Below are 14,035 nucleotides of genomic sequence, written 5' to 3'. Positions count from 1 at the left end.
ATTAAGCATGTTTAACCAACACTATAATTGTTGCTCAATCTTCTTTTTGGGCTGCAAAATCCCTTCTGTAAAAGACTTGTGGACTAAGGGATAGGTAAGCGGAACCATGAGGCAGTTGTAGAAAGAAATTCCCAGAATGACCTTTACGGCATCGCCAAGATACCAGTTAAGTCCAGCAGTGGTTGCGATTAGGGCCATCAGGGTCTGTCCAAGAACCGTTACAATAAAAACGAGCAACATGGTAAGCGGAATGTTTTCTCTGTACCAACGCTGCTGAAGCAGACTGATCAATAGTGCAACGACAGCTAAAATAATCGCATAGAGTCCAATATACCTTCCGAGATAGAAATCCACAATCAGGCCGATCACAAACCCATGTATAATTCCCTGAGCCGGCCGGTGATGCAGAGCGATATAAATAACCCAGAGCATGGCCAAATCAGGTTTTATGCCGGCCCATGACCAATAATGGAAGATTGTTCCCGGCAGGATGAGACAGGCAATTAGAATCAGTAACATTACGATAAAACGTTTCATCAACTGCCCTCCGGAATGCTCACTATATAGACTTCTTCCAGAGAATCAAAATCAACAATGGGTTCGATCGAGGCTACTTTCAGCAAGCCTTTCGAATCAATTTTAATCCCGGTAACAACACCGATGGGAATATCCTTGGGATAGACCTCTCCTAGACCCGAAGTATATACCAAATCTCCTGCATTGACTTCATCGTCCTGCCGGAAATTCATTTCAAGTTCTCCTGAGGCATTCAGCCTGGTATTTTTCTTATACGTACCTTTGACAATCCCAAAAAATGCCTCACCTTTATTACCCCTGACAAAGGCGCCGACCTGTCCCTCTCCGTCGAGTAGCAGTAAAACATCCGAGGTCTTCGGGGTGACAGAAATGACTTTCCCGACCAAACCCAGATTGGCCACAACAGAATCATCCACTTTTACGCCGTGATCACTGCCTTTATTGACGGTGACTGTCTGATACCATGCTGAAGGGTTACGGTTAATAATGCTGGCACCAATTTTCTTATAGCTCTCCAGCGTAGGACTTTGAAAAACAGCATCAAGTTCCTGATAGCGCAGGGCAGCCAGTACCTGTTGTTTGAGCTGAAGATTGTCTCCCGTGAGCGTTTCTACCTGTTTACGAAGTTTCTCATTTTCTGCTTTGACAGTCCGAAAACTGAAAATCGCCTGAAAATTATCTTTAATCCCATCTCCCAGATTCCAAATCGCACTTTCTATCGGTGAAAGTACTCTTTGCATGGCGTTCCCGACAGGGTTCGGAGACTGACTGCCGAGTCCGGTCAGATGGATCGTCGTCAAAGTGGTCAGCAGAACAGCAAAAACGAGAACGGCTATACCCATGGGATTTATTTTTTTTCCCACCGATTTCTCCCCCCGCTTTTAATTCTTCTGCAAAGCGGCAATCCTTCTTAGAATCTCCTCATTTTCAAGGACTTTACCGGTACCCAGCGCAACACAGGAAAGCGGGTCCTCAGCAAGGTGGACAGGAATCCCTGTCTGATCGGCAATCAGCCTGTCCAGATTTCTTAACAGTGATCCGCCTCCCGCCATAATAATGCCCCTGTCCATGATATCTGCCGCCAGTTCCGGAGGCGTTTTTTCGAGGCAGTTCTTTACCGCATCAACGATAGCAGTTACCGGTTCACTTAAGGCTTCAACAATTTCTTCGGAAGTAATTTCAATGTTTTTGGGAAGACCTGTCAAGAGATCGCGTCCTTTGATGGTATATGTCAAACCTTTTTCTGGCATATAGGCCGCTCCGATCTCCATTTTGATGTTCTCGGCCGATTGATAACCGACGGAGAGGTTATAGGTTTTCTTGATATACGCAATAATAGCATCATCCATCTCATCTCCGGCAACCCGGATCGAACCGGCAGTAACGATGCCTCCCATTGAGATCACGGCGACTTCAGTTGTGCCTCCGCCGATATCGACAATCATATTACCGGTAGGATCACTCACAGGCAGACCTGCTCCGATAGCAGCAGCCATCGGCTCTTCCATAATGATCGGATCTTTTGCTCCGGCTGCAAGGGCTGCCTCCTTGACAGCTCTTTTTTCAACTGCGGTAACTCCGGACGGTACACAAATGACGACCCGGGGCCGCGCAAATAAAAATTTTGATCCTAAAGCCCTGTTGATAAAATATTTAAGCATTTTCTGAGTAACATTGAAATCTGAGATTACACCGTCTTTCAACGGTCTGATGGCAACAATATTTCCCGGAGTTCTTCCGATCATCTCCTTGGCTCTGTCTCCAACCGCCAGAGGCTCGTTCTTTTCTATATCCATAGCAACCACTGAAGGCTCCCGTACTATGATTCCTTTGCCTTTCATATGTACAAGGGTATTGGCGGTTCCCAGATCGATTCCGAGGTCCTTGGAAAAAACCATGTTTTGTAAATCTCCCTTCAAGATAAATCATTTCAAATTTCAAGTGATGCCTGGCAATCTTTTTTCAGTCTCCCACAAAGTGGAATTTTTCATACCATATTTCGTATTGCTATGACATCGTTTTATTATATCATTTTTTTGCATTCAAATTAATGAATATTTCCTATTATTTATTATTTTTTTACATTTAAGGTCTTTTTTCAACAGTGGTACCGTCGGATTAATCGTCGGACTAGATGACTCCCTGTTCTTTCAGGCTAACATACTTTTTATCCCCAATGATGATATGATCCAATACCTCAATCCCTAATATTTTTCCGCCTTCGGCAAGCCTCCTGGTAATATCAAGGTCTTCCCTGCTGGGGGAAGGATCACCACTAGGATGATTATGCAGCAAGATAATTGTATTTGCGTTACGCCGGATGGCATCCTTGAAACACTCCCTAGGATGCACAATGGATGAATTGAGAGATCCGACCGATACAGGACTTATGCCCAGAACGTTGTTTCGGGTGCTTAAGTGCATGATCCTGAAGTGTTCCCGATCGAGCTTCCGCATCTCCTCCATGACTAGATCAGCCGCGTCTGATGGCGCGTTGATCACCGGGCGTGACAGCGGATCAGTGCAGACACTCCGTTTGCCGATTTCCAAGGCTGCCTTAACTTGAGCAGCTTTGGCCGGTCCGATGCCGTGGACCTGTTTTAATTCATCAACGGATAATCTAGCCAGACCAGTCAGTCCGCCCGTTTCTGTCAAGATCCGTTCAGATAGTTCTAGGACATTTTCTCCTCTCGAACCGGTTCTCAGCAGTATCGCCAGGATTTCTTTGGTGGATAGGTTTTCCGGACCATGCTGATGAAGACGTTCCCTTGGTTTTAAATCTTTAGGCAAGTCCTTTAGCCGGCGGTAATTCATCTCTTTTTCCTCATGCTTCAAGGTATCTTTCATTTTTTAGGGGAAATCTCCCTATCCTTAAGCTTTCGTACCAGAAGCTCCATTGGTAGTCCGACCACATTCGTCCAGGAACCACTGACTGCTGTCACAAACCCGGCAGCTTTACCCTGAATCCCATAAGCGGCTGCTTTATCCATCGGTTCGCCTGTCGCAATATAGTCCTTAATTTCCTGGACCTTCAGTTCCCGAAAAGACACAGTTGTAATCTCAACAGCAGTCTCCACGCTGATCTGCTGACGAACTTTGTCCATTGCGGCTAGTGCAATCGCGGTCATCACCCGGTGGGTTTTTCCGCTTAAGTCAAGAAGCATTTGTTCTGCTTCCTCCTCATTAGCAGGCTTTCCGAATATCTTGTTGTCTAACACTACAATGGTATCGGCACCCAAAACCAGATCATCCGCAGAACCGCGTAAATCAAGCCACGCTTCAAATCCGGAAAGCGCCTTGCGTCTGGCAAGATCCTGTACGCCTATGTCAGGCAAAACACCAGGCGGAAGAGTTTCGCAGACCGGAGCACTGACAAGTCTGAAGTCATATCCCCATTCCTCCAGAAGCTCACGCCTCCGCGGTGAAGCCGAAGCCAAAACCAACATCATCTGTCACATCCCAAGCATCTTTCTATTCCTTCACAATCATCTACATCGCTATAAACAATTAATACTTACGAAGCCCTCCTGCCCGAACTTATGATCAGTCTATGGATCACCGTTCCGCTGTGAACGGAGCATGAATGAAGTAAATATTTAACAAGCCAGGGTCATCGTTCCCCGGCTGTTAATTCTCCTATTAGTCTAGCATTATTCCCTTTTTTTGACAAGTCCAGCGTGTATTAACACTCTTACGACAAAATGCAAAAGTCTATGCCTTACCCCGAGAGCTTAAGATAACCAGATAAAGTGCATCAAGCAGCGCTTTGGCACTGGCCTTAATAATATTACTGGATACCCCGATCGTTCCCCAGGTATTGACACCATGCTTCGTTTCAACTACAACCCGGACAACTGAACCTGTGCCCCTGGAGCCGTCAAGAACCCTAACTTTATAGTCTGTCAGCTCACTCTCTTCAATAGCCGGGAAGAAGGCACCCAAAGTGCTTCTGAGAGCTTGGTCAAGCGCATGAACCGGCCCGTCTCCTTCGGCTGCAATATGAACCTGTTTGTCTTCCACCTGCACTTTCACGACTGCTACTGAGTCAAGCTCACCGCGCAGCGGATCACTCCAAACATGATAATCTTCAAGCGTAAACGGCTGTTCATATTTGCCCATGATCTCCATTAATAGCAGATCCAGGCTGCCCTCTGCTGTCTCATACTGAAATCCTTCGTTTTCGGCATTCTTGATTCTTTCCATCGCCAGTTCCACGAGCGGATCATCTTTTTCAATCTCAGGTCTGAACCGGCGCATTTTCAAACACAAGTTTGCTTTTCCGGATTGATCTGAGATCAGGACCCGACGTTCATTCCCGACTGAAGCAGGGTCAATGTGCTCAAAGGTTTTGTTGTTCTTCATAACCGCATCGACATGCATACCCGCTTTATGGGCAAATGCGCTTCTGCCCACAAACGGTTGTTTCTCATCAAACGGATAATTGGCTAGTTCCGCCACATACCTGCTTAAATAAGAAATATTGTGCAGAACCTCAGGTTCAAGAAGATGATAGCCTAATTTCAGCTGCAGCCAGGGTATCAGCGTGCTTAAGTTTGCATTGCCGCAGCGTTCCCCGAAACCATTCCAGGTTCCCTGGATCTGATTCACTCCTGCCTCAACAGCCGCCAGCGTATTTATAACAGCCAGTCCTCCATCATTGTGAGTATGAATACCAAGTACGACAGGGGAAAGCTCCTTCCTGACAACCTGCACCCCGTTCGTGATTTCCCTGGTATAGGTGCCGCCATTCGTGTCGCAGAGGACAAGCCCTTTCGCTCCGCCAAGCATAGCGGCTTCCAGACAGCTTAACGCAAAAGCAGGGTCATCCTGCCAACCGTCAAAATAGTGTTCCGCATCAAAAAAAACTTCTTTGCCGGCTTTCACAAGATATTCGACAGATTCTCTGATAATTCTTAAGTTTTCTTGCAGACTTGTTCTTAAGACCGTCTCAACATGGAGCTTCCAGGTCTTTCCAAAAATCGTCAGAGTATCTGCTCCGGAAGCAATCAGTCCGTTCAATAAATCACTTTTTTCCGGAGATTCGCCGACCCTGCAGGTGCTGCCGAATGCAACGACTCTCGTCCGAGAACGCCAGTCTTCATTCTCGGCAAAATCCGTCCAGGATGACATCGCACGGTAAAACTCATTATCTTTAGGATTCGCACCTGGCCAGCCGGCTTCCACATAGTCGATACCGGCTTCAATCATCTTTTGCATATAGAAAAACTTATCTTTGGCCGAGAAGTGGATGCCTTCTCCCTGAGCTCCGTCCCTCAGCGTCGTGTCATAAATTGAAATATGCTTGTCCGCCATTCTCTTCCCTCCCAAAAATACTCTGTACATCTAAGAATTGCTTAAAAGTGTTTAATAATTCATTTTACCTGTAAATGTGAAATTAATAAAGCCTTTGGCTTGATATTTTGTTAAGTAGCTATTCTCGGGTTAGTCTAGCCATCATATAGAGACTGGGGATTGAATCTTTATAAATTCCAAATGTAGAATCTTTCTTCGTACAACAGAAAAACAAAAAAGAAGGTATCCAGTGTTAGCATATCGGGAATACCTTCCTTAATTTCCATATGAGATTCCATGCTGTCATATTTTTAGAAAAACAATGTTCTTAAGCCATTTTTCCGCCCAGATTGAATGTCAGAACTTCAAGGTTTACAGACAAATCAACATTTCTGAGTTCCACAGTGGGAGGAACATTTAAAACCACAGGCGCAAAATTCAAAATGGCCTGGACTCCGCCTTTAACAAGTTTATCAACAATTTCCTGGGCCGCGGATGCCGGGACAGTGATTGCCCCAATTTGGATCTGATTTTGGGCGACGACTTCTTCCATCTTATCAATCGGCAATACTTCGATATCGTTAATCCTCATCCCAATTTTTTGCGGATCGTTGTCAAAAATATTGATGATCGAAAATCCGCGTTCTTTAAAACCCTTATACGTACTCAGGGCCAGTCCGAGGTTGCCCAGTCCTACGAGGCAGACGCTCCACTCATTGCTGAGCCCCATGATCCGAAGAATGTTTTTATGCAGGTCTTTGACATTGTAACCTACTCCGCGGATTCCAAACTCGCCAAAATAAGCAAGGTCTTTACGAACCTGAGCAGGACTTACACCTACTCCTTCAGCAATATCACCTGAAGAAATCGTTATGATTCCTTTGCGGTCTATCTCTGTTAAGTAACGAGAATATACGGAAAGCCTTATAATGGTTGCTTCAGGAATTTTCAATGTTTTCAAATCCAAATCCCCCATTTCGTCTGACTTCAAAGATAAGTTAATTATATCACTAGCCAAAGAAAATGCAATTAAACGGAAGGAAACACAAGATATTACTGTACTAATAATGTTTTTGACCCTTACTTAAAATAATCAGGGATTCTGTTCAAAATACTTGTAAGTAACCCATTTATACTCAGCAAAGACTTGAAGAAGCTGCTGATTATATTTATATTGAGAATTTCCCTGACTATCCAGGGAAGCATTAAGGGTACTCAAATCATCCTGCAAATGCCTGAAATCTTCCGGATAATCACTGTTTATAACATTCCGGATTCTATCTGCTGCATCAGTTCGGTCATAGTCTTGTCCTAGATTTGCACATAATGAATTCGCTAGTTCGAGGATTTTCAATACTGTTTCCGTTTCGCTGCCACTGACCTTATAGTGTAAAGCAGGATACGTCACTTCCCTGACCCATGAATCAATGCCGTTTTCTAATAAGCCCTGGTAATAAGAAAGTGCCTCTTCATCAGAGCCAAAGGCGCCCACCGCAACCTGATAAGGCTCCTTGCTGATTATTACGGCCTGGCAACCCTTGTTATGCAAATTCTGCAGCAATGCTTCGGCATTTTTTTTATCCTTATAAACACCGATCTGACAGGTCCAAAGTTTGATTTCCGGCAAATTGAGAATCTCGCTGCTTGTTTTTGACGGATTTTCTGAGGTTGCGGTAGTCTCTGAGGAAACAAGCCCGACAAACATCTTTCCTGTATGCCATACAAAGCAGCCGACAGCAGATAATCCTAGTATTACCATTATAATTGAAATCAAAACACCTGATCTAAATTTTTTTTCCATCAGGCAACTCCTTCAAATCTTTTTATTCAGATCATATGAAGGAGCGGCAATAAATATAATGATCCAACAAAAATTTTCTTACCCCGGAAATCATATACAGGGAGCCGGTGACACAAAGCAGATCATCCGGCTTCATTTTTTCAAGCCCTTTTCTTACTGCTTCGGCAGGATCTTCGACCGTCAATACGTTTTCCTGTGCCAGATACTTCTGTGCGATTCTTGCTACATACTCCCAGTCCCCAGCCCTTGGGGAATCCGGCTTTGTTACGATGATTTCATCGGCCAGCGGTGCGATAATCTCAACGGCTTTTTCTATTTCTTTGTCCCTAAGCATACCGAGACAAAGCAACAACCGGTTCCTTCTCAATGGTCCGTCGGCGTATTGTTGAAGGGCTTTAGCCAGAGATAGCATCCCATCGGCATTATGTGCCCCGTCCAGGAGAACTTTAGGATTCTGCAACAAGATTTCCAGTCTACCTGGCCAGCGGACTGCCTTGAGACCTTCCCTGACAGCGTTTTCAGGGATATTCAGAGAATACGTTTCGACTAACACTTCGCAGATTGCCAACGTAGCCGCTGCATTGGTAAACTGATGTTCCCCAAGAAGTGCAAGTTCCAGGTCTGAATAAGACCAGTACAAACCTTCATAGGAAAAACGCCACAAGCCATCGGCAGCATGCTGCCAGTGTACATCGCGGCCTACCTCAATCAGCCTGGATCCTTTTTGGGCAGCCCGGTCCTCAATGACCTTCAAAACTTCCGGCCTGTCCGAAGATGTGATCACCGGAACGTTCTCCTTAATAATGCCGGCCTTTACCCCGGCGATCGCTTCAAGCGTATCTCCAAGATAATCCATATGGTCCATCCCAATACTGGTCAGCACGGATATTAAAGGCGTAACCACATTGGTAGAATCAATTTCACCGCCGAGACCAACCTCAAGAAGGACGAGATCGGGTTGTTTCTCGGCAAAATAACACAGAGCCAGCGCCGTACAGACTTCAAATTCGGTCGGATGTTCAATCCCAAGACGCTCCATTTCCTCAAGATGAGGTTTCAGCCTATTAATGCCTGAAACTACATCTTCCCGTGAAATCATCTCCCCGTTGATCGTGATTCTTTCCCGAAAATCATGAAGGTGAGGGGACGTAAACATTCCTGCTTTATAACCGGCCTGTTTCAGAATCGACTGGAGCATCACGGTCGTCGAACCTTTTCCGTTAGTGCCACCAATATGAATGACTTTGATTTTTCTTTCCGGGTGGTCCAGACGCTCCAGCAAAGCCTTAATGCGCTCCAATCCGAGGTTTATGCCAAATTTCGTCAGGTTCTTGATATATTCCTGCGTCTCTTCGTATCCCGTCATTATCCTCAATCCTTTGCAAGATTTATTCAAGCTCTTCGCTTAAATCAGATAGTCTGAGTTTCAAAGAACGCATTCTGGCCATGATATCATCCAGCTTCTCTCTTTCCTTTTGGACGACCTCTTCCGGCGCTTTCGAGGTAAACCCCAGGTTGCCGAGCTTGTCTTCCAACCTTTTCTGTTCCTTGATCGTATTTTCGATTTCCTTGCGAACCTTGGACACTTCTTTGTCCAAGTCAAGCAGCCCCTTCAGTGGGATATAAACGGTAACACCAGTAAGGACCGCACTTGCGGACTGTGGCGGTTTATTCTCCATCTGCTGCAGAATTGTGATAGCTTCTGCAACTGCAAGCTGACGAATATCCGCAAAGCCGCTTTGCAGAACTGCGAGCATATCTTTTTCGGGAGCTACGAGCAGGATATCTGCCCTGCGGCCCGGAGCGACACCCATTTCTGCCCGGATATTGCGCACTGCCCGAATAATATCCATCAGGATATTCATATCTTTTTCAACCTGCTCGTTGCGATACCCTTCAACTTTGGGCCAGGAGCTGAGCACAATCGTTTTACCTTTAACAGGCAGATGCTGCCAGATCTCCTCAGTTAAGAACGGCATAAACGGGTGAAGCAGTCTCATGGTCCCTTCCAGTACTTCAAAGAGAATGCGCTGGGCAATCTGGCGTTCAGACTGGTTTTCTTTCATATAGAGCCGTTTTTTGGTCAGCTCGATGTACCAGTCACAATATTCATTCCAGATAAATTCATAGAGCATTCTGCCGGCTTCCCCAAGGTCAAATCGCTCTAAAGCAGCTGTGACATTCTGAACCGTATCTTCATAGCGCGACAGGATCCATTTGTCTGCCAGGGTAAGCTCAGCAGCATCCGATCCGGCAGGCGATTCCTTAGCTTCCGGTTGGTAGTCCTCAAGATTCATCAGCACAAAACGGGAGGCATTCCAGATTTTATTCAAAAAGTTTCTGGTAGACTCTAGTTTTTCAAAATGGAATCTCAGATCATTACCCGGCGTGTTGCCGGTAATCAGCATAAACCTCAGGGTGTCCGCGCCATATTGATTAATGACTTCAATCGGATCGACACCGTTGCCAAGTGATTTACTCATCTTGCGCCCCTGCGGGTCGAGAACCAACCCGTGAATCATTACCTTGTGGAACGGAACATCTTCCCGGAATTCCAGTCCCATAAAAATCATCCGGGCTACCCAGAAGAAAATAATATCCCTGCCGGTAACCAGAACACTCGTCGGATAAAACTGTTCCAGTTCAGCGGTATTTTCGGGCCATCCCATGGTCGAAAACGGCCAGAGCGCTGAAGAAAACCACGTATCCAGAACATCGGGATCCTGCTGCAGGTGATGGCTTCCGCATTTCGGACATGCCGCCGGATCCTCTTTCACGCAAACTTCAGCTCCGCAATCCTGACAATACCAAACCGGAATACGATGACCCCACCAGAGCTGCCGGGAGATGCACCAATCCCGGATATTTTCCAGCCAGCCTGTATAGATCCTTGCAAAACGGTCAGGCACAAACTGCAGATCGCCATCTTGCACGACTTTAATTGCCGGTTCAGCCAAAGGATTCATTTTTACAAACCACTGCCTGCTGACTCGGGGCTCAACTACTGTGGAACAGCGGTAACACTCGCCCACTGCATGGGTATGCGGTTCTATCTTAACTAAAAGACCGAGTTCCTCCAGATCTTTAACGATCCGACGACGTGCTTCGTAACGATCTAGCCCCTGGTACTTGCCGCCGTTTTCATTGATGGTGGCATCACTGTTCATGATATTAATCTGCTCCAGATGATGACGGAGGCCCATCTCAAAGTCATTTGGGTCATGCGCAGGCGTAATTTTGACTGCGCCGGTGCCAAATTCCTTCTCGACATATTCGTCGGTAATCACCGGAATCTCTCTTTTCACTAAAGGAAGGATCACATTCTTTCCTGCAAGATGCCGGTACCGTTCATCCTCAGGGTGTACGGCGACTGCTACGTCTCCAAGCATCGTTTCGGGACGTGTCGTTGCCACAATAACGCCTTCTCCGCCATCCGCTGCCGGATAACGGATATGCCACAAGTTCCCTTCCCGTTCATTATGTTCGACTTCAATATCTGAAATGGTCGTATGGCACTTGGAACACCAATTGACAATATAATTTCCTCTATAAATCAGGCCTTTGTTGTACAGGTTGACAAAGACTTCTCTTACAGCCTTGGAACATCCTTCGTCCATAGTAAACCGTTCCCGTGACCAATCACAGGAAGCACCCAGCTTGCGCAGCTGACGGGTGATTGTACCGCCATACTGTTCTTTCCAGGCCCAGACTCTTTCCAGAAATTTTTCTCTTCCAAGTTCGTGTCTGTTCGTTCCTTCTTTGGCCAGCTGTTCTTCGACTTTGGCCTGGGTGGCAATGCCCGCGTGGTCTGTACCGGGAAGCCATAACGTATTATATCCCTGCATTCTTTTATAACGGGCCAGAATATCCTGCAGCGTGTTATCCATCGCGTGTCCGAGATGCAAAGACCCGGTTACATTCGGCGGCGGCATCACAATGCTGAAAGGTTTCTGCTCCGGTTCAACTTTGGGCGTAAAAAATCCGTTTTGTTCCCAATATTCATACCATTTTTCCTCTACCTGGCCAGGATCATATGTTTTGGCCATCTGTTGATCCTCACTCATAAAAAGGCTCCTTTCGAACCAAAAAAATCTTCCGGCCCAAAGGACGAAAGACTCACATAACATACTTCATACCGGAATAGTATACGGTTGTACGGTTCCAGCCGGCAATGAATCGGGAAATCTTTCAGCCCCTCTGCCAATCCCACTCTAAATTCGATACTGCCGCCAACAACAAAAGGCTTTGCGCCAGCAAAGTTTTCTTTATTATACTGAGGCAGCATAAAAAAGTCAAAAGGTTTTAAGCGAAAGGGCCCAATTTGCATTCAAATTGTATTAGAAAGGTTTCCCAGGTAATATTTGTTTAAAAACATAAATACGTGATATAATAATAGTTAATGTGCCTCAGAACGGCTAATAAAAAATTACTGAAATATGCTTAAACACCGGGGCGTTTGGGTTTAACCGTATTTTGGCTTGTTTTCTGCTTGTTTGACGCAACACAAAATATGGAGGTAAAAGTTTTTGACAAAAGAGAATAAACTGCAAATTATTCCTCTCGGAGGTCTCGGGGAAATCGGCAAGAACATGACCGTCATCCGGTATAATAATAAAATTATCCTGGTTGATGCTGGTCTAACATTTCCGAATGAAGACCTCTTAGGTATTGACATCGTGATTCCGGACTATACGTATTTGATTGAAAACCAGGCAATGGTTGCTGGGATACTCATCACTCATGGCCATGAAGATCACATTGGGGCTCTCCCTTATTTATTGAAGGATCTCAATGTCCCTGTTTATGGGACACGCCTTACAATTGGCCTGATTCAGTCCAAACTGAAGGAAGCAAATATTACAAAAGTGACACTCAATGTCATTCATCCGAATGACACGGTCCGGCTCGGCGCTTTCCGGGTCGAATTCATCAACATCAGCCACAGTATTCCAGGCTCTGTCGGCCTGGCAATCCATACACCGATCGGTACCATTGTCCATACCGGAGATTTTAAGCTCGACCATACGCCTGTCAGTGGTGATGTCCTGGATATACACAAATTTACCGAGCTAGGGGAACACGGCGTTCTATGCCTGATGTCCGACAGCACGAATGTCGACCGTCCCGGCTTTACCATGTCCGAGCGGTCTGTCGGCCAAAATATTGATGAAGCCTTTTTCCACGCCGAAGGACGGATTATCTTTGCTAGTTTTGCTTCAAATATCAACAGGCTGCAGCAGGCGATTTCCGCTGCGGTCAAATGCCAACGCAAAGTTGCCGCAATCGGACGAAGCATGGTCAATGTCATTAATATCGCGATGGATTTGGGTTATCTTGATATACCGGAAGGCACCCTAATTGAAGTAGACAAGGCAATGGATTATCCCGGCAACCAGCTCTGCATCCTAACCACAGGCAGCCAAGGGGAACCGATGTCGGCTTTAAGCAGAATAGCCAGCGGTGACCACCGCCAGATCTCAATCAGTGAGAACGACACGGTCATTATTTCGGCCAGCGCGATTCCCGGCAACGAGAAAGCCATTTCACGCAATATCGACCAGCTGCTCAAACTCGGAGCGCATGTCATCTATGAACCGATTTCAGGAATGCACGTTTCGGGGCATGCCAGTGAAGAAGAACTTAAATTGATGTTCAGTATGGTGAAACCGAAATATTTCCTCCCTGTCCATGGTGAGTACCGCATGCTTGTCAAGCACGCTGAACTCGCACAGCAGGTCGGCATCCCCAAAGAAAATATCTTTATTGCCGAAAACGGCAGTGTTTTGGAATTCACGGACGAGGGCGCTAAAATGGCCGAAAGTATTCCGGCAGGCAGAGTTCTGATCGATGGCTTCGGAATTGGTGATGTCGGCAATATTGTACTGCGTGACCGTAAACAGTTATCGCAGGATGGGATATTGATTACTGTCCTGACTGTCAGCCGTCCGACCGGTGCATTGGTCGCAGGACCTGATGTCGTCACCCGCGGGTTTATTTATGTACGGGAGTCGGAGGAAATCATCAGCGAAGTCAGGTACCTGATCCGGGAGGCTATGCAGGAATGCCAGCAGAAGGGTATCAATCAATGGGCCCCGATCAAAAACAAGGTCAAAGATATTGTCGGAAGACACCTCTATCAGAAGACCGGCAGACGTCCGATGATTTTGGTCATCATCCAGGAAATAAACAGCGAAGCAATTAAGGACACAAATAAGAAAGACACTGCTGCCAGAGAAACAACGAACCAATCGCCCAACTACAAGGAAATGGCCGTAAAAGCTCGTCCGAAAAGAACAATGAAGCCTAAGATTCAAGCCCCGACATGATATTCCTTTTAAAATATTAAAAAATTTAGAAAACGAATAGATTTAACACATCAGACAATAAAAAGATTACCTGAGTCCG

Annotated in this window: 12 protein-coding genes; 1 reads left to right on the top strand and 11 read right to left on the bottom strand. The window is 46.0% G+C overall.

Features of this window, described 5'->3' with window-relative positions:
* Positions 1-21: 21 nt before the first annotated feature.
* From mreD to A7K50_RS09965, 11 genes are all read right to left on the bottom strand, one after another.
* Positions 22-537, bottom strand: coding sequence for a rod shape-determining protein MreD (gene mreD, locus A7K50_RS10015; protein WP_020491442.1), 516 nt, complete (start codon positions 535-537; stop codon positions 22-24).
* The gene (gene mreC / locus A7K50_RS10010) at positions 537-1,400 is read right to left on the bottom strand and encodes a rod shape-determining protein MreC (RefSeq protein WP_119775974.1); all 864 of its coding nucleotides are present in this window, start codon (positions 1,398-1,400) and stop codon (positions 537-539) included. Before mreC ends, mreD begins: the two co-directional genes overlap by 1 nt.
* Positions 1,401-1,418: 18 nt before the next feature.
* The gene (locus tag A7K50_RS10005; protein WP_020491440.1) at positions 1,419-2,435 is read right to left on the bottom strand and encodes a rod shape-determining protein; all 1,017 of its coding nucleotides are present in this window, start codon (positions 2,433-2,435) and stop codon (positions 1,419-1,421) included.
* A gap of 232 nt (positions 2,436-2,667) precedes the next feature.
* Complete coding sequence (gene radC / locus A7K50_RS10000) at positions 2,668-3,351, bottom strand: DNA repair protein RadC (protein WP_026156266.1); 684 nt, start codon at positions 3,349-3,351, stop codon at positions 2,668-2,670.
* 29 nt (positions 3,352-3,380) lie between these two features.
* Positions 3,381-3,986, bottom strand: coding sequence for a Maf family protein (locus A7K50_RS09995; protein WP_119775973.1), 606 nt, complete (start codon positions 3,984-3,986; stop codon positions 3,381-3,383).
* A gap of 262 nt (positions 3,987-4,248) precedes the next feature.
* Positions 4,249-5,850 (bottom strand): citramalate synthase, encoded by a 1,602-nt coding sequence (cimA, locus tag A7K50_RS09990; protein WP_119775971.1) that lies wholly within the window; start codon positions 5,848-5,850, stop codon positions 4,249-4,251.
* A gap of 307 nt (positions 5,851-6,157) precedes the next feature.
* Positions 6,158-6,790: a redox-sensing transcriptional repressor Rex gene (locus tag A7K50_RS09985; RefSeq protein ID WP_026156264.1), complete on the bottom strand. Its 633-nt coding sequence runs from the start codon at positions 6,788-6,790 to the stop codon at positions 6,158-6,160.
* Between the two features lie 132 nt (positions 6,791-6,922).
* Positions 6,923-7,630, bottom strand: a complete 708-nt coding sequence (locus A7K50_RS09980) for an SPOR domain-containing protein (RefSeq protein ID WP_119775969.1) — start codon at positions 7,628-7,630, stop codon at positions 6,923-6,925.
* A 31-nt stretch (positions 7,631-7,661) separates the two neighbouring features.
* On the bottom strand, positions 7,662-8,996 hold the full coding sequence (locus tag A7K50_RS09975; RefSeq protein WP_119775968.1) for a folylpolyglutamate synthase/dihydrofolate synthase family protein: 1,335 nt from the start codon (positions 8,994-8,996) through the stop codon (positions 7,662-7,664).
* A gap of 22 nt (positions 8,997-9,018) precedes the next feature.
* Positions 9,019-11,694 carry a valine--tRNA ligase gene (locus A7K50_RS09970; protein ID WP_119775966.1) on the bottom strand — a complete coding sequence of 892 codons (2,676 nt, stop codon included), beginning with the start codon at positions 11,692-11,694 and terminating at the stop codon, positions 9,019-9,021.
* Positions 11,691-11,957, bottom strand: a complete 267-nt coding sequence (locus A7K50_RS09965) for a hypothetical protein (protein ID WP_119775964.1) — start codon at positions 11,955-11,957, stop codon at positions 11,691-11,693. The genes A7K50_RS09970 and A7K50_RS09965 overlap by 4 nt, the downstream gene beginning before the upstream one ends.
* A gap of 199 nt (positions 11,958-12,156) precedes the next feature.
* Between A7K50_RS09965 and A7K50_RS09960 the strand changes: the two genes are divergently transcribed.
* A complete protein-coding gene (locus A7K50_RS09960) occupies positions 12,157-13,956 on the top strand; it encodes a ribonuclease J (RefSeq protein ID WP_119775962.1) in 1,800 nt (599 codons plus the stop codon).
* Positions 13,957-14,035: the final 79 nt, after the last annotated feature.

This window comes from Dehalobacter sp. MCB1 (genome assembly GCF_003590275.1).
Taxonomy (GTDB): Bacteria; Bacillota; Desulfitobacteriia; order Desulfitobacteriales; family Syntrophobotulaceae; genus Dehalobacter.
Note: the sequence above shows the minus strand (reverse complement) of the source record. Positions and strands in the feature narration are given on the sequence as shown.